22 protein-coding genes and 4 pseudogenes are annotated in these 21,453 nt (G+C 61.6%); 16 read left to right on the top strand and 10 right to left on the bottom strand.

The window, feature by feature from the left end; all coding sequences use genetic code 11:
• Positions 1–21: 21 nt before the first annotated feature.
• The 3 genes from E3T22_RS12380 to E3T22_RS12370 form a co-directional block, all read right to left on the bottom strand.
• Positions 22–966, bottom strand: a complete 945-nt coding sequence (locus tag E3T22_RS12380) for a hypothetical protein (protein ID WP_134480605.1) — start codon at positions 964–966, stop codon at positions 22–24.
• A 493-nt stretch (positions 967–1,459) separates the two neighbouring features.
• Entirely contained in the window at positions 1,460–2,125 is a 666-nt protein-coding gene (locus tag E3T22_RS12375; RefSeq protein ID WP_134480604.1) for a DUF6226 family protein, read from the bottom strand.
• Positions 2,126–2,209: 84 nt separating this feature from the next.
• Positions 2,210–3,295: an IS30 family transposase gene (locus E3T22_RS12370; RefSeq protein ID WP_198415055.1), complete on the bottom strand. Its 1,086-nt coding sequence runs from the start codon at positions 3,293–3,295 to the stop codon at positions 2,210–2,212.
• Positions 3,296–3,835: 540 nt separating this feature from the next.
• Here E3T22_RS12370 and E3T22_RS12365 point away from each other — a divergent pair.
• From E3T22_RS12365 to E3T22_RS12340, 6 genes and pseudogenes are all read left to right on the top strand, one after another.
• Positions 3,836–4,147 carry a hypothetical protein gene (locus tag E3T22_RS12365; RefSeq protein ID WP_134480602.1) on the top strand — a complete coding sequence of 104 codons (312 nt, stop codon included), beginning with the start codon at positions 3,836–3,838 and terminating at the stop codon, positions 4,145–4,147.
• Positions 4,148–4,378: 231 nt separating this feature from the next.
• Positions 4,379–4,970: pseudogene (locus tag E3T22_RS12360) on the top strand (recombinase family protein).
• A 222-nt stretch (positions 4,971–5,192) separates the two neighbouring features.
• Positions 5,193–5,423, top strand: coding sequence for a hypothetical protein (locus E3T22_RS12355; RefSeq protein ID WP_088458289.1), 231 nt, complete (start codon positions 5,193–5,195; stop codon positions 5,421–5,423).
• Positions 5,420–6,262: a Fic family protein gene (locus tag E3T22_RS12350; protein WP_088458288.1), complete on the top strand. Its 843-nt coding sequence runs from the start codon at positions 5,420–5,422 to the stop codon at positions 6,260–6,262. The genes E3T22_RS12355 and E3T22_RS12350 overlap by 4 nt, the downstream gene beginning before the upstream one ends.
• 6 nt (positions 6,263–6,268) lie before the next feature.
• Positions 6,269–6,850 (top strand): recombinase family protein, encoded by a 582-nt coding sequence (locus E3T22_RS12345; protein ID WP_088458287.1) that lies wholly within the window; start codon positions 6,269–6,271, stop codon positions 6,848–6,850.
• A complete protein-coding gene (locus E3T22_RS12340; RefSeq protein WP_088458286.1) occupies positions 6,847–7,344 on the top strand; it encodes a hypothetical protein in 498 nt (165 codons plus the stop codon). Before E3T22_RS12345 ends, E3T22_RS12340 begins: the two co-directional genes overlap by 4 nt.
• Before the next feature lies 1 nt (position 7,345).
• Here the strand turns inward: E3T22_RS12340 and E3T22_RS19675 are convergent, their stop codons facing one another.
• The 3 genes from E3T22_RS19675 to E3T22_RS12325 form a co-directional block, all read right to left on the bottom strand.
• Positions 7,346–7,573, bottom strand: a complete 228-nt coding sequence (locus E3T22_RS19675) for an AlpA family transcriptional regulator (RefSeq protein ID WP_121678522.1) — start codon at positions 7,571–7,573, stop codon at positions 7,346–7,348.
• Positions 7,545–7,862: a glutaredoxin family protein gene (locus E3T22_RS12330; protein WP_088458285.1), complete on the bottom strand. Its 318-nt coding sequence runs from the start codon at positions 7,860–7,862 to the stop codon at positions 7,545–7,547. The genes E3T22_RS19675 and E3T22_RS12330 overlap by 29 nt, the downstream gene beginning before the upstream one ends.
• 235 nt (positions 7,863–8,097) lie before the next feature.
• Positions 8,098–8,436, bottom strand: a complete 339-nt coding sequence (locus E3T22_RS12325) for a hypothetical protein (protein ID WP_134480601.1) — start codon at positions 8,434–8,436, stop codon at positions 8,098–8,100.
• Positions 8,437–8,675: 239 nt separating this feature from the next.
• Between E3T22_RS12325 and E3T22_RS12320 the strand changes: the two genes are divergently transcribed.
• The 4 genes from E3T22_RS12320 (at position 8,676) to E3T22_RS12300 (ending at position 13,728) form a co-directional block, all read left to right on the top strand.
• Positions 8,676–9,068, top strand: coding sequence for a plasmid mobilization relaxosome protein MobC (locus tag E3T22_RS12320; protein WP_088458284.1), 393 nt, complete (start codon positions 8,676–8,678; stop codon positions 9,066–9,068).
• A gap of 26 nt (positions 9,069–9,094) precedes the next feature.
• Positions 9,095–10,723: a relaxase gene (locus tag E3T22_RS12315; protein WP_241983676.1), complete on the top strand. Its 1,629-nt coding sequence runs from the start codon at positions 9,095–9,097 to the stop codon at positions 10,721–10,723.
• Between the two features lie 15 nt (positions 10,724–10,738).
• Complete coding sequence (locus E3T22_RS12310; RefSeq protein WP_088458282.1) at positions 10,739–11,587, top strand: hypothetical protein; 849 nt, start codon at positions 10,739–10,741, stop codon at positions 11,585–11,587.
• A gap of 1,718 nt (positions 11,588–13,305) precedes the next feature.
• Positions 13,306–13,728, top strand: a complete 423-nt coding sequence (locus E3T22_RS12300) for a YkvA family protein (protein ID WP_088458281.1) — start codon at positions 13,306–13,308, stop codon at positions 13,726–13,728.
• Positions 13,729–13,739: 11 nt separating this feature from the next.
• On the opposite strand, the gene istB is transcribed toward E3T22_RS12300, so the two are convergent.
• The gene (gene istB, locus E3T22_RS12295; protein ID WP_088458280.1) at positions 13,740–14,552 is read right to left on the bottom strand and encodes an IS21-like element helper ATPase IstB; all 813 of its coding nucleotides are present in this window, start codon (positions 14,550–14,552) and stop codon (positions 13,740–13,742) included.
• A 209-nt stretch (positions 14,553–14,761) separates the two neighbouring features.
• Here istB and E3T22_RS12290 point away from each other — a divergent pair, with 209 nt between their 5' ends.
• The 4 genes and pseudogenes from E3T22_RS12290 (at position 14,762) to E3T22_RS12275 (ending at position 18,548) form a co-directional block, all read left to right on the top strand.
• Positions 14,762–15,547, top strand: coding sequence for a hypothetical protein (locus E3T22_RS12290; protein ID WP_134480600.1), 786 nt, complete (start codon positions 14,762–14,764; stop codon positions 15,545–15,547).
• A 65-nt stretch (positions 15,548–15,612) separates the two neighbouring features.
• Positions 15,613–15,735, top strand: a pseudogene (locus E3T22_RS19405) (recombinase family protein); the annotation flags it as partial.
• A gap of 636 nt (positions 15,736–16,371) precedes the next feature.
• Positions 16,372–17,538, top strand: coding sequence for an LCP family protein (locus E3T22_RS12280; protein ID WP_240632539.1), 1,167 nt, complete (start codon positions 16,372–16,374; stop codon positions 17,536–17,538).
• 776 nt (positions 17,539–18,314) lie between these two features.
• The gene (locus E3T22_RS12275; protein ID WP_134480599.1) at positions 18,315–18,548 is read left to right on the top strand and encodes a hypothetical protein; all 234 of its coding nucleotides are present in this window, start codon (positions 18,315–18,317) and stop codon (positions 18,546–18,548) included.
• A 171-nt stretch (positions 18,549–18,719) separates the two neighbouring features.
• Here E3T22_RS12275 and E3T22_RS19670 read toward each other — a convergent pair whose 3' ends face one another.
• A complete protein-coding gene (locus E3T22_RS19670; RefSeq protein WP_370028327.1) occupies positions 18,720–18,905 on the bottom strand; it encodes a hypothetical protein in 186 nt (61 codons plus the stop codon).
• A pseudogene (locus E3T22_RS12270) lies at positions 18,835–19,378 on the bottom strand (IS110 family transposase); the annotation flags it as partial. The gene E3T22_RS19670 and the pseudogene E3T22_RS12270, both read right to left, overlap by 71 nt.
• A 741-nt stretch (positions 19,379–20,119) precedes the next feature.
• Here E3T22_RS12270 and E3T22_RS12265 point away from each other — a divergent pair.
• Positions 20,120–20,359: a hypothetical protein gene (locus E3T22_RS12265; RefSeq protein ID WP_088458276.1), complete on the top strand. Its 240-nt coding sequence runs from the start codon at positions 20,120–20,122 to the stop codon at positions 20,357–20,359.
• Positions 20,360–20,528: 169 nt separating this feature from the next.
• Here E3T22_RS12265 and E3T22_RS12260 read toward each other — a convergent pair.
• Positions 20,529–20,924, bottom strand: a pseudogene (locus E3T22_RS12260) (IS982 family transposase); the annotation flags it as partial.
• A gap of 7 nt (positions 20,925–20,931) precedes the next feature.
• Here E3T22_RS12260 and E3T22_RS19400 point away from each other — a divergent pair.
• The gene (locus tag E3T22_RS19400; RefSeq protein ID WP_279628315.1) at positions 20,932–21,087 is read left to right on the top strand and encodes a hypothetical protein; all 156 of its coding nucleotides are present in this window, start codon (positions 20,932–20,934) and stop codon (positions 21,085–21,087) included.
• The last annotated feature ends 366 nt before the right edge of the window (positions 21,088–21,453 follow it).

Here is a 21,453-nt window from a genome sequence, read left to right as displayed (position 1 = left end):
CGGCAATCGGTCGATTAGTCTCTATCTGGTAGAAATGCGTTCCCTGGCGGCCTCCATCAGACGGCGTTGAGTGGTGGACTGCTCGGGATTACTGAGCAGCGAATCTAACACTCTGATTGATACTTCCCTCTCCGCGGCATTGAGCCTGATGCTCTCTCGCTCAACAAGAACAGTCATGGCCTGTACGGGCTTCCAGTACGAGAGTTCACTGCCGATGTGACTGAGCACTTCTAACACGGGCTTTCCGCTGAAGGGCTCCAGTGACGCTATTACAAGTGCTTTCACTTCCTTGTGCTCATGGACCGCAGCCTCAGAAAGTGCACCCACGTCGAGGTCGTCTCGGTTGATCAGCGCAAGCGCGAGTCTTACGCCAGCTTTTGCCACGGTTCTTGTCTGATCCTTCATGAGCTTTCTCGCCATGGAAACAAGACGGTCTGCTCTGACAGTCATTGTGTTGTTGTTGACCGCAGCGGTTATTCGATCAGCAACTTGACCCCGCAGATTCGGCTCTGAAGTTATATCAAAAGAGAATGCTTCAATGTCCTCGAAGTTGATCCCATCAAGCGGCAGTTCGTTTCGAAGCGCGCTCTTTATCAACTCCTCAGGTGACGGCGGCGCAACGTTCGCTCTTTTGATCAATTCCTTCAGGTGGCCTGTCAGTTGCGTAGCGAAATCCTCAGGGTCGCTGTAATCGTTGTAGCCCTGTTTCTCGGAGCGCATCCGAACGAAGAAATTTTGGACCAGCTTGAACTGTTTCTTGACGATGCGGACCTGCGCAGTGTCACTCACATCAACGTTGAACGAGCCTGAGCGACGATAAACAAGCACTTCCGGTGTTCCATTTGCATGATTACCTTCGAGGGCGTCCTCATATTCCCACTCGGTACCGGTAACCAGGCGACCGTCATCTTTGGCATATTCCGTGCCTAGATGTGTCCCAAGCCGTCTTCCTATGATCACCACCACAAAATCACATTCGCTAGGTTTCGGGAGCCCTGCGGTTATTGCCGCTTGGGGGTCCATCGAAGCCAAGAGCGGAATCGCTGCGAACGGCCCATCCCAAGACACGAGCTCGAGCGTGATCTGGCCGCGAAGAAGGGGATCATAAGGAAGCCTACTAATGACTTCAAATACCGCTAGTCGTTCTGCAGCGACATCTGAGGGTGACGCTGCGAAAATTCGAAAGTGACGTGGCACGAGCTAATTTTGCACTACATCGGGAAATTCGTTCGCGATTTCCGCCCTGTAAGGTCAAGCCCTGGTGGTGGTGTAGCGCGGTGCTCTTTGATCGCTCGGTGTCGCGGTCAGGGCTGGAACCATTTTCGATCGCATGGGTTATGAGGCACCTTGGTTACGAGACTAATCACACATTGGTCGGTGAGTTCCGAGGGCCGCGGGGTGACCCCACATCCCAAGGGTTTCGCCAGAGCTACCTTCGTCGATGCGTTGGGTTCGCGCGTCAGGGGACGGCGTTGGCATCGCGTTGGGGGCGTAATGGCCAGGAGTTCCACTGGCCCGAAGCCGGTATCGCAGTTCGCGCAGCCACCACCCGCTCGTTGGGGAGCTCCTGGGTGCTTGTGCGCCCGGCTTGCATCCCACCGCCCAAATCATCGAGCCGATATGCGATCCAATCGCCCGACACTGGCGCGAAGCTCTCTGAGTAGCCCCCGGACACCACGGTACGCACGGTCCATTCGAGCTGATCTATCAGTTCCGTGACGTTGTCGTCACATGCGTCGCAGCCGCACGCGGGGAAATGGAAATCGTGTAGGGAACCCGCGTGGAGAAATACACCTGGAAACCGCGAGAGGACAAAGGTGAGCGGGGCCGCTGCATGCTCCCGTGGCACGATCCTTACTACTTGAACAACATCTCGCGGCTGGAGAAAAAGGTCGGCAGCGGCGTTCAATGATTTCTCGACGTCAACGTCGAAAGTGCTCCGCAACCACTCGACGAGTGCGAGGGCGACGTCGTGAAGTGGCGCGAAGCGCTCGAGATGAGTTAGACGCGAATAAGCGTCTTCGGGTGGGGACTGCCCTCCCCAACGATTGCCGTAATCGATAGGGATGCCCTGCTCGTCGCGATAGATCCCTACTGGGATCGCGGGGCGCCGATACTCACTCATGGTCACACGCTAGTCGTCAGCGTTCTCTTCATCGAGCGATCCCTGCCGGGCGCTCCTCCGCCGTCTCGAAACCCATGGGCGGTTTCAAACGGTGGAAGCAACAGGGGCTAATTCCTTCCTCGAGACTAGCTCGCTGAGCAGGTCGGCCGGGGTGCTCCGTTTGAGGGTTTTGCGGGGTCGTTCGTTGAGTTCAGTGGCGACTTCGAGGAGGCGTTGAGCGCTGTGGGCGTTCAGATCGGTTCCTTTCGGGAAGTACTGGCGCAGTAAGCCGTTGGTGTTCTCGTTCGAGCCACGCTGCCAGGGTGAACCGGGATCACAGAAGTAGATCGGGACGCCGGTGGCTGTGGTGATGTCCACCTGCCGGGCCAGCTCGGTTCCCTGATCCCACGTCAATGAGCGCCGCAGCAGTACCGGCAGACCGTCCAGTGCATTGATGAGTCCGTCGTGGAGTGCGCCGGAGCTGTGGCCATTGGGCAGATGCACCAAGACGACGAACCGGCTCGTGCGTTCAACGAGAGTCGCGATTGCCGATCCGGAGGCGGATCCGACGATCAGATCGCCCTCCCAATGACCGGCGACCTTCCGGTCGTTGGCCTCTTTGGGCCGTTCGCTCAGCATCACCTTGTCGCGGATCTTGCCCGGCGCGTTCAGCTGTGTGCCCCGTGGTTTCCGGGCGGATCGGCCCCGTCGCAGGTGCCGGTGCAGGCGCACTCCGACGTAACCGCGGCTCTGAACGTAGAGGCTTTGATAGATCGACTCGTGCGAGACCTGCAGCTCGGCCTGGTCGGCGAACACGACCGCGAGGTCGTCGCTGATCTGCTGCGGGCTCCAGTTCTTCCGCAACCGCTCCTCGACGACAGCAGCGAGCAGCCGGTCGTCGAGCTTGCTCGGCTTGGGCCGGCCCGCTCGGATCACGCAGCGTTTCTGCGCGGCATAGGGCCGGTAGCTGCGCGTCGTCGGGTGGGAGTTGCGGCGCAGCTCCCGGCTGATGGTCGACGCGGAGCGCCCCAGATCCCGTGCGATCGCGCGAACGCCGGCGCCGCCCAGCCGCAGATCCGCGATGCGCAGACGCTCTTCCTGGCCCAAGTAGTGCCCTGACGACGCCACGGCCGGGACGGGTATTCGTCCGCCGGCGGCCTTGATCCACCGGTATCCCTGTTTGCGATTCACTCCCATAGATTCACATGCGGCCGCCGCCGACATGCCCTCGCGAACCCGATCCCAGAACAGGTTCTCGCGATCCTTCATGACCACTCTCGACGCCATCACCAACACCTCACTCATACGGTGTTGCTACGACCCCTTGAAGCCGCCCATGGGTAGCAAGACACGTGAGTTACGAGACGCGAGGAAGTTGTTCTGAGGTGTCGACACCAGCTCGAGGAATCGTAGCTGTGGTCGATGTGGCCCGAGATTCTCTGCGGCCCAAAGTGGGGCGGCGTGCCAGCCCGCGGGAACTAGCAGATGCTGGCGCTTAGCTACCCGGAGCCTTACGGTCGCAGTGGGGGCTGTGTCGGCCATTGAATCCCACCCAGAGAACGGACGATCATGTCTTTCCGAACATCAAGGCTCACCTTGGCCGCACTTGTACTGCTTGCGCTTAGCGCCTGCTCGTCTTCCGCTGGTGCCGACGAGGCATCGTCGGGGACAGGGGGAACTATCGATATGGCGGTCTCGGACACCTGCACTGCGGGGTCGGACTCTCAGTGCGTGTTGGTCAACGGCGACAGCGTGCTGCTTCCCTCCACATTCCAAGAAGCCGGCGTCAAGAATTCCAGTGTCGCGGAGAACGGGCAGAGCGCGGTCGACGTGACGTTCAACGATGACGGCGCGAAAGTTTGGCAGGAGCTCACGGAAGAGGCCGTCGGGGCAGGGGACTCGGCACGCCTACTCATAAAGATCGGGGACAAGTTGCAAGCGGCGGTCCGCGTCATGGACGTCTCGACGGGTGACCAGGTGCAAATCGCTCTTGCGCCAGATGAGAGCGCCCAGGACCTCGTCGACCTAATTCAGGGAAATTAGGCCGGCTGCTAATGCACCTCTGCATACACAAACCCAGCGATTCGCACGACATGGACGGATTCTGTTCGAAGCGTCTCGAAACCCTAGGGATATGAGACGTCTCACGAGCGTCATTTAGACCCCATCAACACTGGCGGAATTATGGGGCTCGGCGAGTCTCTTAACTACGTCGCGTAACCTCCTGCTTGAATCGCGACACTAACCGTTAGTTATGAGACACCCAGGAGCATCGTGACGAAACTGATCGGCTACGCGCGCGTATCAACGCGCCAGCAATCCACCGACCGGCAAAAGGTTGGACCTTCTGGCCGCTGGTGTCCGGCGTGATGACCTCTACGTCGACAACGGCGTTTCCGGTGCTCGCGCCTCACGGCCGAACTTCGACCGCGCACTCGACGCCCTCAAGGTGGGCGATACTCTCGTCATCACGACTCTGGACCGGCTGGGGCGATCGACACAGAACATGCTTGCCTTCGCTGAAGAACTCCGCGGCCGCGGCGCCGGCCTCCGCGTACTGAACCTGGGCGGCGGCGACGTCGACACGGCAACACCCATGGGTTCCATGCTGTTCACGATCATGGCCGCACTCGGTCAGATGGAACATGAAATCAAGCGAGAGCGCGTACTCGACTCGATCGCGAAACGCCGCAATGCCGGCAAAAATTTGGGCGGTCGCCCGCGGATCATCACCGACAGTCGAATACGCAACGCTCGCAGCCTCATAGACAGCGGTGAGCCAGCCGCCGAAGTCGCACGGAACCTCGGAATGTCCCGAGCAACCTTCTATCGGCGGGCGCGCGCCCTGGGTCTCCTGCCTGATTAGGAAGCACCTGAGGTTCGATAGCGCCACATAGCGATCACAGAACGCCGCCACGAAGCGCCAACAGTCACACATGGAGCGATCACAGAATGCCGGCATTTAGCGGAAACGGCGATCGCCCCACCTGTCCAAAACTCATTGCCGGAATCATAATTACCGAAAGCTAACTCTAGACGTTTTCGGCTAAATCATGTAAAATGGGAAGAATTGTCGAAAGGGCTTCCAATGACCGCTGGCTATGACGTTCAAGCGCTTTACCCGGACCTCTTCGAGGGCGTCGATGAGCCCACCGCGCGGCGGGTGGCGAGCAATTTCGGGAGCGATGCCCACGAGGGCCGTGAGGCATCTCGGCGCGACGTCGAGCTGGCTGTTCTCCTGGCGACGAAGAAGATTTCTCCAGAGCAGTTCCAGGTTCTCGCTTTCGCTGAACTCGGTATCTCTACCGACACCCTATGACGGCCGGCACGGAGCCTTTCGATACGTCGTTCCCAGACTTTCCTTCGACGCTGTACCCCGTTGGGGAGCCAGGCGGAGGGGTAGTGATGCGGAACGTCATGGGGATCCGCGACCGAGCGTTGCTACAGCAGGTCGAATATGTCGTGGCGGACCGGGTTCGTGATTCCATCCAATCGGGTGCGATCCCCATCGAGCGGACGTTCGACCTTGAGCACGCCCGGCAGCTGCACAAAGCACTGTTTTCAGACCTCTACCCAAACTGGGCCGGCGAGGTGAGGCCATTCGGAATGAACAAAGGTGGTGGTCAACCATTTGCTCAGCCGAACCAGATCGATCATTACTGGCGAAACGCCACCGAGGCGATCCGCACCGCGGATCTACCCGCCATCGGGCGAGAGGACTTCGTGTCAACGCTCGCCACCGTCTACGCGAACATCAATCAGGCGCATTTCGGCCGAGAGGGCAACGGTCGCACAGGCAAGCTGTTTCTTGAGCACGTTGCCGAGCAATCGCCATTCGAACTGGACTTCCACCTGGTCGATAAGGCTGTGTGGAATGAGCAGTCAGAGCGTTCCCGCCCCGAGCCCGGCTACCTCGGGGTGCGCCCGGCGGAGCTGGTGGCAGTGTTTGACCAGATCACGTTGGATCGAGCGCAGCCCGCGCCTGTTCAGACGCTCCCGCTTAGCCCGGAGCTGCAGCGGATCATCGATGTGAACAAACGGAATTTCCCGACGAGTGCGACAGAGATTGGCCGACCGACTCAGGGCAGTCCCGCCGAAGGACGGGGCTACCAGGCACCGGGCCAGGGGCACAGCACTGGGAAAGGCTATGGAAGGTAGCGGGTCGTGAGCGTAGTTGGATATACCCGCGTATCGACGCAGGATCAGAGTCTCAATTCGCAGAGCGACGCGCTCCGCGCGGCGGGTGCCGAGTTCATCTACTCGGACAAGCTGACCGGCAAGAACGCGGCTCGGCCGGGACTGGCCGAGTGCATGAAGTTCTTGCGCCGTGGTGACACTCTGCTGGTCTACAGCACCGACCGGCTAGGCCGGTCGATGACCGACGTCGTGACCATTGTCGCTGACCTGGGGGAGCGGGGCGTGGAGTTCAAATCGCTCACGGAACCGTTCGACACCACCACCCCCGGCGGTGAATTGTTCTTCCACATCTGTGCCGCGTTCGCGCAGATGAATGGTCGCATCATCTCCGACCGCACCCGCGCCGGCCTCGCATCCGCGAGAGCCCGGGGCCGGCTCGGTGGTCGACCAAGCGTGATGACCGCCGAACGCGTCGAGGTCGCCCGGCGCATGCGCGCCGAGAAAGCGACCTGGGCGACCATCGCCCAAACGCTGCAGGTCGGTGCATCGAGCGTGCGCCGCGCTCTCGCTGACGACACCGACGAACACGAATCGAAGGAGACACAATGACCGACGCTGCAGCCAGCAACGAAGACGGGTTTGACGCCATCGCGGCCGGGATCCTCGCGGACGAGTTTCGCCAGAGTGAGCGCGAACGCAAGTTTGAACGGGAGCTTGATATCTACCTAGACGGCGGGAGTTACGCCGAGGTCGACGGGGCGACTCACATCGATGACGGACGACTCGATGAGCCGACCGAAGACACCGCGCGACCAGGTGCAGCTGAGGGCTATTTCGCGGAAGCGCGCGCGAGGGCGATCTACGCGGGGGAGACGCCGCCCGCGTCGATCGAAGAGCTGCACGCGCGGTCGGCGCTGCCCGTGGTTGAGCCGGCCCCTGCCTCGCTGGATCCCGAGCTGCAGCGCATCGTTGACCTGAACGCCCGCAGCTACCCGACGAGCGCGACGGAGATTCGCGCGCCGGGCAAGCACGCCGCGCCGGCCGGGCCCCGGCATCTCGCCGAGAGCCCCGAGCAGGACCAGAACCACGACGTCGGTCGGTGACCTACGCGGGACGGTCGCCGTCCCAGGCGGTGTGCCGAGCCTCCCATTCGTCGACGCTCGACCGCAGATAGCGCACGGTCTTTCGCGACAGAGCGACGAAGGCCGGCCCCTCGCCGCGGTGCCTGAGCCGCGCCAGATCCCGGCTGCTCAGTCGCAGCCGCTCCGCGGTTTCGGCTCCGCGACCTGCGGCCGGCTCTTGGCTACTCCCATGAGTCGCACCCCAGCTCATCGGTCGAGCTGGCCGGCACGGTGGCGGGTGCCATGGCCACGGTTTTGATTCTGTCCGGGCGGAATCCCGACCAGCTCGCGGCGCCGACGACGACGACCGGTGCGGACGAGTAGCCGAGCTGTTTCACAGCGTCGAGCGCGCCTGCATCCGTGGCCAGGTCGACCACGATGTACGGCAGCCCCGCGTCGTCAAGCACTCGCGTGGTCAGGTCGCATTGCATGCACCCCGGCAGTGTGTAAACGGTCAGTGAGTCGTTCACGGTTGTTCCCCTCTCAGTCCGGAAGTCCATCGACGTCAGATCACAGATGGCCTGAACTATTCGATTTATCGGGGTGTCAAGGGCGACCGAAGGTCGGATTCCGTAGGAATCTGCGCAGCACCCTTTACTCCCGCGGGAGCGAAGTGCAACCCGTTCCACTGCAGAGCACTTCTTGGTTAAAGCAAAACTCCGGAGGGTACGACAAAGCCCCGCCGAGCTGCACGCTCTGGCGGGGCCTACTGTGTCGCTTCGTGCTACGAAATGGTCACTCGCTAGGTGCGTCCGTCACTGTGGGCGCATCGCGGCGCTTACGCGCCTTCGGTGCCGAACGCCCGGGCGCTCGAACGCCCGTTGCGCGCAGTTCCTTCTCAGTCCAGCCAGCATTTAGCGCCGCCTTCCACGCGGTGGCGTGTGCGTTGCTGGACTCTTTATGAGCCGCCTCAGCATCCTTGATTGCCTGCTTGAGTCGCGCATCTGCAACGTCGTTCTGCTTTGCCGCCTCAGCTATGGCCACAACCGCATTCACACGAGCCGACACGTCGGCTTCAATCAAGGCGCGTGCACGCACGGCCACTTCGTCGTTAGTCACATTTGCATCGCTCATACAGTCGACAGTACCGAGGGAATAGCGTTCCCGGCCAGACAAGTGCGAGCACTTGCTTTAGTTCACTCTCACCCTCGAATTCGCGCCGATGAAGTGAACCCTTTTTGGAGCAAGCTATAGAGTTACCGGTGGTAACTTGCTTTGAATCTGGACGCGGGGCGTCAGATTCGGCATACTTGTCGTATGGTCCCCCCGAAATTCGGGGGTTCGCTGCGCTGGGCCAGGGGAGTGGATGGAACATGAGCGACACGAATGAGGGTCGCCTGTTTGGCCGGAAGCGCCGCAAGAATGCGGACACTCCCAGGAAGAAGCACTACAGCGTTTACGTCTCCGACGCGGAGGACATTCAGCTGCAGACCCGTGCCGCTCTTCGAGATGTCACCGTGCCGCGGTTGTTGTTCGAGTCGGCCATGGATTCTCAGGTCCAGACCTCGACAGACCGCAAGCTGGCAATCGTCGAGTTGTTCGCCGTTCGTAAGCTGCTGGCCAGCGTCGCGAACAACGCCAACCAGCTCGCCAAGTTCGCGAACACCGAGAGCCAGTTTCCCGTTGAGGCCGAGTCGATCATTGCGGAATACCGCGCGATGGTCCCTCGCCTTTCAGCCGCGATAGATACGTTGGCCGACTCATGATGCCCAACATCACCCGAGGCGGCCAAATGGGTGGACTCATGGTCTACCTGGCCGGCGCCGGTAAGTCGAACGAGCACGAGGAACAGCACCTCGTCGCCGGAAACTCAGCCGTTGTTACCATGCACGGGTACGGCGTTCTCGACCGCGATACGGCCCTGGCCATTGCAAAGGACTTGGACGAACCGCGGGTGAAACTCGGAGTCGAGGTCACACGCCAGGCGCGCATCACTGATCCAGATACCGGAGAGTCGATCACGACGCGAGTCGCCGCCGACGTCTGGCATTGCTCGCTGTCGCTGCGCGCAGAAGAGGGGCAGCTCTCGGACGAGAAGTGGGGCGCCATCTCCCAAGACTTCGTGGATCGAATGGGCTTCACCGAGGCCAGCGGCAAGGCCGACTGCCGATGGGTTGCTGTGCGTCACGGCCTCTCGACGAACGGCAACGATCACGTGCACATCGCTGTCTCGCTAGTCCGCGAGGACGGCACCAAGGCACCGACACACAACGACTTCAAGCAAGCTCAGGGCATCTGCCGTGACCTGGAACGCGACTACGGCCTGGAACAATTGGAGTCGCGGGAACGCGGCATCGGTGAGCGCGGGATCAAGCCCGCCGAGCAGGCCCGGGCGCACCGCACCGGCACTGAGGTCGAGGCCCACAAGCTGGAACGCATCGTGCGTTCAGCGTCGGTGGCCTCCCTCGACGAGGGGGAGTTTGTGCGCCGCATGCGCCACGGTGGAGCACTCGTGCGGCCCCGCTTCGCCGCTGGACGCGACGACGTTGTGGCCGGCTACTCCGTCGCATTACGACCGGAGAAGGGCGCGCAGCCCGTTTGGTACGGCGGTGGCCGACTCGCCCGCGACCTGACCCTCCCGCGCATGCGCGAGGGATGGCCGGACAGCCCCCAGAGTGCCCAAGGCGCAGTGGACGAGTGGAGGGCCACGAGCAAGAACCCGTGGCAGTACCGCCCGGTCGCTCCGGGCCGGGAAGAGACGACGCCAGATCCGAAACTGTGGAAGCAGTACACCGACGAAATCAAACAGCTCCGCGTGCAGATGCGAGAGATTCCGTTCGAGGACCGCGCCGGCTGGGCGCACCTGGCCCGCGACACCGCCGGGGCATTCGCGGCGTGGTCACAGCGCGTCGAGGCGACGCCCGGACCGCTGGCCCAAACCGCACGGGACCTGTCCCGTACAGCGCAGATCCGCGCCCACGAATCCAAGCCGAAGCCCGCCGGCCGGGTGTCGGTCGCCGGGGCCACGATGATGCTGCTGCAGGCATCGACCCAGGGCCAGGGAACGATGGCCGAGGCGATCATGCTGCGCCAGCTCGCATCGACCGTCAAAGCGGTCATGGACATGCACACAGCTATCGGTGATGCCCAGCGCGCATCGCAGCTCGACCGCACGTTGCGGGAGCAGTACTCGCAGGTGCGTGACCGTCTGCCGGCTATCGTGCGCGCCGAAACTGGACAGACCAACAACGCCATGCCGACGCCGGCCGAAGGACTTGACCCGGAGCTAGCGAAGATCGTCCAGGCTGCACAGCGCGGCCAGGTCGTCCCCGGAACGGGCTCGCCCGTGCCGACGCGAATCGAGTCCCACAAGCCACAGACCACCGTCACGCCGAACGAGCGCGACGGTCACGAGAGATAACGAGGGGGCATCACCATGGCCGAAGAAGCAGACGGCATCGGCGACGCGTTCGACGGGCAGATGCGGGTCGCTCTGACCGTGGCCACGCAGATGGCCGAGCGTTTCGCCCGGCTCCGTGAGGAGCTAGCCAGGAACGCCCAGGCGCGCACCGAGCAGCAGACCAAGGAGCTACAGGCACGGTTCGATGCGGAGCGGAACGCAGCACGAGCCAGCCTGGCTCCCGTGCAGCAGCAAGAGTGGTGGAACACCGCCGGGGTCGACGACATTGCCACGGCTTACGAGACGGCCAACGCTTGGCGCACCGTGGATCCCGACATTGCGCGTACGTCCGATCGCATGAGCGAGGAACTGCGTGGCCAGTACGGCATCGACGTCAACAACCTGGACGCCGATCCCCTCGCAGTGCGAGAGGCACTAGCCCGGGCTCAGCAGGACCGCAGCGCTGCCGCGGAGAGCCGAGGCGAGAGCGGCAAGGACTACGCCGAAGCGGCATCGCTGCTCACGGTAGCCGACCAGCTGGACCGCAAAGCCGAAGAACGCGACCGCGACCAGAAGCGCGCCGAGAACACCCACGACGAGCCCACGGAGGGGCTGTCACGGAAGGAACTGACCGGCAAGGCAGACGTCACTCGCGACAACGCCGCGAACGCCTACGACAGCGCCGGGCGCCGCGAATCCTTCGCAGCCGACATGGAGAAGTCGGGTGTCGACCCTCAGCTGGAGAAGGTTCGCCTGGTTGCCGATCGAGAGAACGGCACCCACGCCAGCGCAGCCGTGGCGACCAAGCCAGGCAAGCAGCCCAAGTCCCGCACCAACATCAAGGCTGCCGGCCTGCAGCGCGAACGCGGCGGCCTTAGCCGATAGCGGGTGACTGAATCGCTGCATGGTTTGTGTTACGGCTTGTGCCAGCAGTTCACGTAGAACCCGTCCACCGCATTTTTTTAGGGCGGGTCTATCGGACATTGTCCTGTCCCGAGGATCCGGGCGTATCGATAGTCGGGGGAGTGCCAGCCGGCCGATCCCTCATCGGACTGCTGCAGGGATGTCCGTCCTATCCCGCTGAGGTCGACTCTAAACAGGTTGGGCGCGTCTTCATCTGGTGGACCGCTCTGCGCCGGTTGGGCTATGCGCCGCGGGCTGGATGCCGGCGGTGGGACGCTCAAATTGGAGTTCTGTCACTAATTCTCGGTCACTCAACCAGGTGCCGGCCGCAGGCGAACGCATTGAGACGAGTTCAGTGATCGCGCTGAAGTCATCGTTGAGATTTCGAGAGAAGATCGGCTCGTGGTGAGCGACTCGGTTACGAAAGTTCCGGATGAGTTCGAGGTGGTCGTAGATCTTCTGACGGACGCCTGATGGTGACGAGCCTGACGCATTGGGGAACAGGCTTAGGATCTGTTGGTCCCAGAGCCGCTGATCGTAGCGAGCGGTGAACATCTTTTGCCAGAAGACAAACTTGACCTCGGGGATGACCTTGCCAGCGGTCGGTTTCCCAGTGCGAGTGTTCCTGAGATCGCGGCGAGGATTGTAACTGCGCGACCTTGGCGGAGGGCTTTGAAGACTTTGTTCGAAGCCCTGCGACCAAGGCCAGCGCGCTCCGTATACGGTCTCGATTCCTTCCGCCGCTGCGTTTCGGGTTAGCACCTCAACAAAGTGGAGGGGGGAGCATGAAAGCGGCCGAAACCTGCGCATTCCAGGTGTAGAGCTCAAGGGCGTTAGCGGGGTTCCCCGGGATAGCTGCGTCATTAGTACTGATTCGGGGAATCGAGATAGCAGCTCTTATCTGGGAAATCACAGCTGCCTCCATAGTTTGAGCGTATACTGGCCGCAACGAGTCGTGAGACATGTTGGCTTAGGCCTCCCTCGCGGACATACGAAACGAACGGCCCTTCGGCAACGAAGGGCTGTTTTTCGTTTATCAGTGACTGTTGTTGAGGACGACGAGTGTCGCCCTACGGGGGAATGCGCGACAGGGGATCGGCTATTGAGGCGCGTCTTCATCAGCCAGGCCAGAGGTTGCTTTCAAGACGCGCCCGGAAAGCTGCTGCTCGGCTGGACACGCGTCGGGGTTAGGGCACAGCAAGAGAGCCAGGACTCGAAGCCCAAGGTATAGCTGATATAAACGAGATCAGCTGCCCCGGTGGGCGCCAACGCATCTTCGTCGCTCTGCTTAAAGATGTCCGTGCCGCGAGGTCCCGACGGTTTCGAGGAAGTGCAGGGCATAGCCTTGAGGCGCCTTGTATCCCTAGAGATAGGGGATGGAATAATAGATTGATTGAGCTACGAGGACGTGGTCATGTCAACCCAAATGGGACCCACGAGGGCAATCTAGGTCGGACCCGCTTCGGTATGACGGGGTTTCACGGGCAATCTAAACGAGACCCACCGTGGCTGCTTGGGTCAACGATTGGTCGGAGTTCACTGCGACAATTGGTTTATGACGTCTCTCAATGATCGCGGCGCGGCTCTCTTTTCGGGCCCGGCGCTTCTTCGGCGGGGGTGGACCCGGTGGCGGGATTCATTATCGCCTATTACGCACTCCGAGAAGTGATTCACATTCTCCGTCCGGCCGCGCAGTAGTCATGTCCGAGTGGTGGCAGATTCTCCTCAGCATCGTCCTCGGGCTCGTGCTCATTTGGTTAATCCTCGTGCTGTTGCTCTGGTTCGAGCAGCGGAAGCATCCTGCCCGGGCATCGTTGCTGGACCTGTTGCGTCTGGCGCCGGACGTGGCGCGATTGTTGAAACGTCTCACGAGCGATCGGACCGTGCCCGTGGGTGTGCGGATCTGGCTCGCCGTCTTACTGGTGTATCTGCTGTCCCTGATCGATCTCATTCCCGACTTCATCCCGGTCCTTGGCTATGCCGACGACGCGCTCGTCGTCGCGATTGCTCTTCGCTTCGCGACCCGCCGGGCTGGAAGCGCTGCGATCGAGCAGCACTGGCCCGGGACCCCTGCCGGCCTGCAAGCGGTTCTTCGTCTGGCCGTTCTGACTTCTTCCTCTTAACCGTCACTGGTTCAGGCGCTCGAGTGCTGTTGCCTTTGGGTGTGGGCGAGACGGTAGGAGTCGGTCCCGGTCTCGATGATGGTGCCGTTGAACATTAACCGGTCGACAATTGCCGCGCAGAGCCTCGGGTCGGTGAAGGTCTTCGTCCAGCGGGAGAACGACTCGTTTGAGGCGATCGCGATCGAGTTGTTCTCCTCCCGTTCGGTGAGGACCTGGGACAGCAGCTCGGCGCCTCGGCGGTCCGATTCCATGTAGCCGAGTTCGTCGGTCATCAGCAGATCGACTCGCCCGTAGCGGGCGATGGTCCGGGCGAGGTTCTTCTCGTCGGCCGCCTCGACGAGTTCGTTCACCAGCCTGGTGGCGAGCGTGCATTTGACCCGGAACCCTTTCTCCGCCGCCGCGGTGCCCAGAGCGATGAGCAGGTGGGACTTCCCGGTGCCGGAATCGCCGATCAAACACAGCGGCTGACCTCGACGGACCCAGTCGCCGGTGGCCAACGTGTTGATGGTCGCGGGGTTGATGTTCGGGTTGGCATCGAAGTCGAAGTCCCCGAGCCACTTGTCCCGGGGAAACCCTGCCGCCTTCACCCGGCGGACCCAAGACCGCCGGTCGCGGTCGTCGCACTCCGCCAGCAGCAGCTCTGCCAAGAACCCCTGATAGCTGAGCTGCTCCTTCTGCGCGACGGTCGTGGCCTCGTCGACAACGGCTCGGATCGTTGGCAGCCGAAGCCGCCGGCATGCCTGGTTGATCGCAGCGTTCGCCGTTTCCGCTGTCAAGCCTCGCCGCCGCCTCAAGGTGGTGGTGATGCTGGTCGTGGTGGTCATGAAGCTGTTCCCTTCTTGATGCTGGGGAGCATCCGATACCGGCATCAGTTACTCGCATGCGGCGTTGCAAGGGCCTCGGAAAGCACAAATTCGAAACAATCGAAACCGAACCGCTACGGCTTGAGCAACTCGGGATCCGGAGTTCGCGAACCAACCGCATTCAGCCGTTCGCCGGCTCGCAATAGCGGGCGAGCCTTCGCAGTTCATTCATGGCCGGCCACACCACAACAAGCACGAAGATGATAGACGAAGTGGCCAATGGAGTGAGTGCCAACTTGATCCGCAACTACAAGAAAGCTCAGCGACCGCTCCGCGCGGCCGAACGGGCCAAATTCCCCCACCTCCGTGTTGCGGTGCTCGACTCAGCTACCATCGACATGGTGGAGGTCGAACTAGACCGCGACGAAACGCGGATCCAACGCGTTTTGGATGCGCTCTCGACTCGTGGACGCCAATTCCCTTCTTCGGGAAAGTCCCTTTCACCTGCGGGGTGGGCGGGTGCGACCGATGTCCTCAACTGGTTACTGAAATCTTTCCCGAAGCTCGACGCACCTATATCAGCAGCCGTGCAGCAAAACCGTAGCTTCCGCTGGTCACCACCGGTGACGACCCACCATCCGACGACAGTGCTGAAGAAGAACAATCGGGAGCCGGCCAAATTTGCGTACGGCCAGTTCTTGAAGAGCATTCAGTACGCTCTCGACGGACGCTCAAACGCTGAGTACACCGCTGATATGGCCGCAAAATTCGTTCTCGACAGCCTAAGCGGCCAAACGACAGTTCACTCCGCACAGCTCGCCGTCGGAATTCTCACCTGCCTGCGCCACGTCGATGACATCGCTTACCTCCGCTGCGCGGTGATGGTTAAGAATCTGCGTAGCGTCACGCTGATCGCTGAGGAAGTATACGGCCTGATGCGGACACCATCACCTCGTCTACAATTTGAGCGCCCGGCTCCGCGCTCTATACAGACGGGGGAGCCAATGGTCTCCTGAACTGACAATTGTCTCCGAAGAGACATCAACGCTGATTGTTCCCGCGGCTTGTCAGAAAAATCCAGAACCCTGCCGTCATCGCTGAAAAACTCGCGATCGCAAACGACGCCCGTGCAAAGGGGCGCACCGCTGAGGATGCGGCACGCCTTGTGGGCTGGAGTCGAGCGACTCTCTACCGCCGCCAGTAGGCATTATCCAGCGAGAGCGCCTCGACATAGCGAGATGGTAGATGGTGGATATCACGGTCAATCGCCGCCGCCCCTCCTCGATTGCGTCGTTCAAGTTGCAGGGTCGTGAAGAAAACGTCGTCGGTTAACCGGCGACTCTTTCTTTCGTCATGGTTCCGAACGCCTTACAGTCTCACAACCAAGCCCTCATCGCCCTCGCCCGGCGACGCCCCGACGTCCTCTACGCCATGCTCCGCGACGGCACCCTCTACCAAACCGACCATCCACTCGCCGCTTGACAAAAACATGGGGGCGCCCCCTTGCCGGATCTGTTTTCAGCAATGAGTCTTGGGCACGAAGAACCATTACGGATCGGGAGACGTAGCCGTCGAGCGACGAAGTAATTCACCAGCACGATCAGCGACCCATGAAGAGGCTGCGCGCACTGCTGAACCATGCTGGGTGTCGAGCGCATTTCCGTTGGCGGACCAGGCGCTACGCTCGACAGTACTGCCGAGACAGATCAACCACGGTGGAGAACTGTTTAATCAGCAATCAGTCGCATTGGGGAGGGTCGTCGTGGCGGATAGCAGCAGGCGAAGCACACGGGTAGTGGGAATCGCACGTCATGGACGTCTGAAGCGATCCAATCCCTACGTGAACGTCCTCAAGCTGGTTGCGGTGGGGCTGACTGTGGCTCTCGTCAGCACGGCCTCGGTGGCCGCCATTGCCGTGTCGAGCTTCAGTCAGAAGGTCGATGACAATGCCATCGACATCGGCGTCGGACAGACCAATGCTCCAGCGCCCCAGCTCGGAAGCTACCGAGATGGGTTCAACATCCTCATGGTCGGCGTCGACAACGATGCCGCCCAAGGTGCCGCGTATGGTGAACGAGACGCGACTCTGAACGATGTGAACATTCTCGTGCACGTGTCTGCAGACCACACGAACGCGGTCGTGGTGAGCATCCCTCGTGACCTCATCGTGGCGCACCCCGAGTGCACAGACGCCGAAACCGAAGAGACTTTTGACGCCATGTCGGCGCGCCCCATCAATGAGGCCATGTCTCGCGGCGGATTACCCTGCGTGGTCCAGACGGTGTCCGAGCTGACAGGACTAGACATCCCCTACGCCGGCGTCATTACCTTCAGCGGTGTTGTGGAGATGAGCGACGCCGTGGGTGGCGTACCCATCTGTCTGAGCGCGCCTATCAACGATCCTGACGCGGGCCTCAACCTGCCTGAAGGGCCGAGCATCGTCGCCGGGGAGAACGCTCTGGCATTCCTGCGCAGCCGCGAAGGCGTCGGCGACCGCAGCGACCTGGCGAGAATCTCCTCGCAACAGATGTACATGGCCTCACTCATGCGCACCGTCAAGAGCAACGGCACGCTCACCAACATCCCCACTCTGATCAACCTGGCCAACGCTGCCGCGACCAATATCCGGCTCTCGACCAACCTGGCCGACATCGACACCATGGTCTCCATGGCCCTGGCACTCAAAGACATCAACCTGGATCGACTCCTGTTCGTGCAATACCCCGGCACGACCGACGATCCCGACTTCCCGAACAAAGTGGTACCGATACAGGATGTGGCTGATGAGCTGTTCGCCAAACTCGCAGCCGATGAGCCCTTCGCTCTCCCCGAGGCCACGGCAGGAACACCCACGGTTGAGCCTCTGCCCCCAGCAACGGATGAGCCCGCGCCGGAGACACCCAACGAAACCGCCGCACCTGCTCCGGAGACAAGCGCCCAACCCTTGGACGGGTTGGCCGGACAAACTGCTCAGGACGAATCCTGCGCCCAGGCTTTCACCGGGTGACACTAACTGGATCCGGGGCCCTGACTATTGAGCGCACACCGCACTGTCCAGGGCTTAGAAGCGCGGTAGCAGCGGGGCCCTGGCGATCCCGTAGAACATCGCTTCACCAGCGCAGAGAGGCTTGTCGCCACTGCCGCCAAAGGAGATGTTCACTGGCGAGAACCACGGGGCGCATCCCGTCAGATCTGAGACCCGAGTCCGTCCATGCGGCTCTCGGTGCGAATCAGCGGTTGAGCGGCGTGACCTTCTTGCGAAACGACGACGGCTCGGCCGTCCTGCCGTCTGCGAATCGCAGCCCTCCGGTCGACTCGTAACTTTGTCCGACCGGCTCACTCGTCACCAGCCCCACTAAAGGGTCTTGCCGAGTGATAGCGCGTGGAGAAAAAGGTGACGCATAGAGGATGCTTCGCCCTAGCATTCTTCGAAATTGGGGAAATAGCTTTGGAAAAAGTGAATATGTCGCGACTCGCCATCATCATCATCGGGGGTTCCTCGCCGTCGGCGCGCTCTTCATTTCAACGGCAGTCCCGGTCTCGGCGGCAACGCTCACCCCATCGGCCGCGGTACCTGTTCAGGTGGCCGTGACGGCCCCCCTTGTTCGCAACGGCGAAGTCTGTCCAACAGGCGGCCGGGCTGTTCAGGGCAAACATTGTTTCGGGGTATTGCCAGTCCAATAACGTCGGCAGCACGAGCTTCACCGGGTCCCTCCAATGCCGACTTCAGGAGGGTCCAGCTGCACGCAAGGATATACCGGCCGTGTCGATGAGGTCATGGGTGTGAACAGCTGGCAGGGGGTGCAGCGTTTTTTGGCCAAGTCATACGGGTACAAGGGCCCCATTGCCGGAGCGCCGGGAACCCACACCTACAAGGCGTTGCAGCGGTGGGCCGCAGACGATGGCCACAGGGGAACCTACACCGTGCCGATCGACGGGGTCATGGGCACTAAGAGCTGGACCGGCCTTGACCGCGCTACCGAGTACGACTTCTATTACCCGGGCGTCCGGCGGTAATAGGCGCTTTCAATCACAGAAGTGACGCCCGGGTTAGTTGGGACTATATGGTCCCTCTAGACCCGGCGTCTTTTCGTCTTTCTGGAAACGTGGTGGCGCCANGCCCCCCCCCCCCCCCCCCCGCTTCGGCCTCAACGAGGCCCCATTGGGTGGGGTGCCCCTATGTTTTTGTCAAGCGGCGAGTGGATGGTCGGTTTGGTAGAGGGTGCCGTCGCGGAGCATGACGTAGAGGACGGCGCAGCGTCGCCGGGCGCGGGCGATGAGGGCTTGGTTGTGGCGTATGCCTTGGGCGATCTTGCGGTCGTAGCAGGCGCGTGAGAGCGGGTTGCGGAGCGCGGCGAATGCAGAGAGAAACAAGGATCCGGTTGCTCGTGGCAGTGGTCTGACCGACGACGTCGTCGTCGAAGCCGCAGAGCATGGAGAGCTCGGCGACCTGTTCGTCGGCGAGTTGCAGCGACCGGAGCGCGTACGGGAGGCTTCGGGCTGCTTGGGCGCTGATCGCGGCGTCGCGGGCGTCGGTCTTGACCTCACTCGCGTGCAAGTCAGCGGTGCGCCGCATGGCCAGGCCCGGCAGGTAGCCGACCAGCACGTTCTCAGCCTGGGCGACGGCGATCGGCAGTGGCCCCGATTGTCGCGGGTTGATCCACGACGAACAGTACCTGGCCGTGTCGTTTCAGCCGCCCGATCAGGTCCCGCAGCTTCAACTCATCGTTGGGCAAGGCCTTGTCGAAGAGTTGCTTGCCCGCCCGGTCGAGGGCGACCGAATGGTGTTCTCCCTGGCCAACATCCACGCCGATGAAGACGTCAACGCTGTCGTAGTTCTCGATCATGATGCTCCGTTCAGGTATCGTTTCGTCGGACTGAACCGCGGCAGCCACGTTGCGAATGGCCTGGAACACGTCCCGGTCCAGCCCCTATCAGCGAATACTCAATGCCAGTCAGTCCCGGTGANAAAGGGGGGGGGGGGGGGGGGGGGGGCAAGAACCATGCCGGGACTGACAGGCCAACACCCTCACAGGACTACACGCCCAAGGGCTATGAAGAAAGTAACGGGACTCTGTGACCGCCTTGTCCCCTCGGGAATGTCACACCGCTCCGGACAGCATGGCTTGGCTCGCCCTCCGGTCGATTCGAAATCCTGCCAGATTGGCCAGCTCGCTGCAAGCCCCACTAGAGGGTCTTGCCGAGCCCTTTGAGGGTGGAGAAATATGTGACAAATAGAGGATGCTCATTCCGAGCATGTCTTCGACATTGGGGGAATGGTTTTGCAAAAATCAAATATGTCGCGGTTCAGTGCAGCTGCTTGGGGAGTCCTCACGGTCGGCGTGCTTGCCGTTTCAACAGCAGTACCCGCGTCGGCGGCGACGCTCACTCCGGTCGCGGCGACCTCGCCGGTATCCACGACTATCAGTGCGGTCCAACCGGCTGCCGGACTCATCAAGATGAACCCTGTTTCGGCATATTGCCAGTCCTCAAACGGCGGTAGCACGAGCTTCTCCGGGTACCTGCAGTGTCGACTCCAGGAGGGCCCCGCTGCACGCAACGGCTACACTGGACCCGTCGACGGGGCCATGGGTACCGCAAGCTGGCAGGGGGTGCAGCGTTTCCTGGCCAAGTACTACGGCTACACCGGACCTATTGACGGGGCACCGGGCTCCAACACCTACAAGGCGCTGCAGCGTTGGGCGGCTGACGGTAGCCACGGAGGCAGGTACACCGGACCAATCGACGGAGTCATGGGCACGAACAGCTGGTCGAACCTCGACCGCGCTGTCGGCTACGACTTTTATAGCCCCGGTGCGCGGTTCTAGGCGCTTACTGGCATAGAACAGACGCCCAGGTCGGGCGGAGCTACATGCTCCACTCGACAAGGGCGTTTTTTCGTGTTCCTGGAGCGCGCGGTGGCGCCTAGCTGAATGAGTCCTAATGGTCCTAGGCGATGAGGGATCGCTTGTTGGCTGTTCCGATTAGCCAGTTGTGTCAGATACCTGCGGCGAGGGCGAGTAAGCGGCCAGCAACGCGGGAGTAGAGCCCGGGGACGGGGCGGCCGCCCTGGTCTTCGAGGGTGAGTTAGCCCACTAGGGTGTCGAACACGGACTTGACCGATTGGCGGATGATGCCGAGCTTCCCGAAGCGTTTCTTCTCGTCTTTGCGGTCGTGAGGGATCAGGTGCGCGCCGAGGTTGTCGGTGATGAACGTCTCGAATTCGCGGCCGGCGAAGCCTTTGTCGCCGATGATGACTTGGTCGAGGTGGAGCAGGTGTCGGTCATGGCGGAGCATTGTTTCGGCGGGTTCGTGTTCACCGATTTTCGGGTTAGCCAGGCCCCAGATTTCGGGCATTCCGTCGGGAGTGCAGATCAGATAGAGCCGGATTCCCCCGACAGTGTTCTGCACCCAGTGCTCGCAGAAAGGCTGGCACCAGCGGCTGGGCTCGGGAGTCCACGCGAACGCCCTCATGGACCGGATCATCCACAACACGATATGGATCGAGACCGGCGACACCAATATGCGTGAACACACCGCGGACAACGCGGCGTGATCCAGGTCGGTGAGCGCGAGCTGAACCGCTGGCGCTCACCGGCAATACTCAGTGGGCGCTGAAGGGCAATCTCCACGCCGACATCGCCAAGGACCTCGGCGTCTCGGTCCCCACGCTCTACCGCTGGGTTCCAGCCCGCCAACAATGACGTTCACCCAACTAGGGAAGAGCGGATTCAACTCTTACCGTGTTATTCATTCCGTTTCGTGAGCTGACCCCGAGTACGTCACGCAGGAACTCGGCTACAGCCAGGCCCCGGTGGTGGTGGTCGATGAGCACGACCACTGGTCAGGCTTTCGGCCCGACAAGATCGCCCAGCACGGCAAACGAGCGGTATTTCCGTCTGATGCAACATGAGAGATCGCA

Origin of the sequence: Cryobacterium sp. TMB3-10 (assembly GCF_004402305.1) — a bacterium.
Lineage (GTDB): Bacteria > Actinomycetota > Actinomycetes > Actinomycetales > Microbacteriaceae > Cryobacterium > Cryobacterium zongtaii.
This window is presented reverse-complemented; position numbering and strand designations above follow the sequence as displayed.

Bases quoted from the DNA above. Each gene is read 5' to 3' on its own strand.
- E3T22_RS12265 (WP_088458276.1), top strand. From the start codon at position 20,120: ATGGGTACCGCAAGCTGGCAGGGGGTGCAGCGTTTCCTGGCCAAGTAC.
- E3T22_RS12340 (WP_088458286.1), top strand. From the start codon at position 6,847: ATGACCGACGCTGCAGCCAGCAACGAAGACGGGTTTGACGCCATCGCG.
- E3T22_RS12310 (WP_088458282.1), top strand. From the start codon at position 10,739: ATGGCCGAAGAAGCAGACGGCATCGGCGACGCGTTCGACGGGCAGATG.
- E3T22_RS12325 (WP_134480601.1), bottom strand. From the start codon at position 8,436: ATGAGCGATGCAAATGTGACTAACGACGAAGTGGCCGTGCGTGCACGC.
- E3T22_RS12320 (WP_088458284.1), top strand. From the start codon at position 8,676: ATGAGCGACACGAATGAGGGTCGCCTGTTTGGCCGGAAGCGCCGCAAG.
- E3T22_RS12290 (WP_134480600.1), top strand. From the start codon at position 14,762: ATGGCCGGCCACACCACAACAAGCACGAAGATGATAGACGAAGTGGCC.
- E3T22_RS12330 (WP_088458285.1), bottom strand. From the start codon at position 7,862: ATGGACTTCCGGACTGAGAGGGGAACAACCGTGAACGACTCACTGACC.
- istB (WP_088458280.1), bottom strand. From the start codon at position 14,552: ATGACCACCACGACCAGCATCACCACCACCTTGAGGCGGCGGCGAGGC.
- E3T22_RS12350 (WP_088458288.1), top strand. From the start codon at position 5,420: ATGACGGCCGGCACGGAGCCTTTCGATACGTCGTTCCCAGACTTTCCT.
- E3T22_RS19675 (WP_121678522.1), bottom strand. From the start codon at position 7,573: ATGAGCTGGGGTGCGACTCATGGGAGTAGCCAAGAGCCGGCCGCAGGT.
- E3T22_RS12300 (WP_088458281.1), top strand. From the start codon at position 13,306: ATGTCCGAGTGGTGGCAGATTCTCCTCAGCATCGTCCTCGGGCTCGTG.
- E3T22_RS12375 (WP_134480604.1), bottom strand. From the start codon at position 2,125: ATGAGTGAGTATCGGCGCCCCGCGATCCCAGTAGGGATCTATCGCGAC.
- E3T22_RS12355 (WP_088458289.1), top strand. From the start codon at position 5,193: ATGACCGCTGGCTATGACGTTCAAGCGCTTTACCCGGACCTCTTCGAG.
- E3T22_RS12315 (WP_241983676.1), top strand. From the start codon at position 9,095: ATGGGTGGACTCATGGTCTACCTGGCCGGCGCCGGTAAGTCGAACGAG.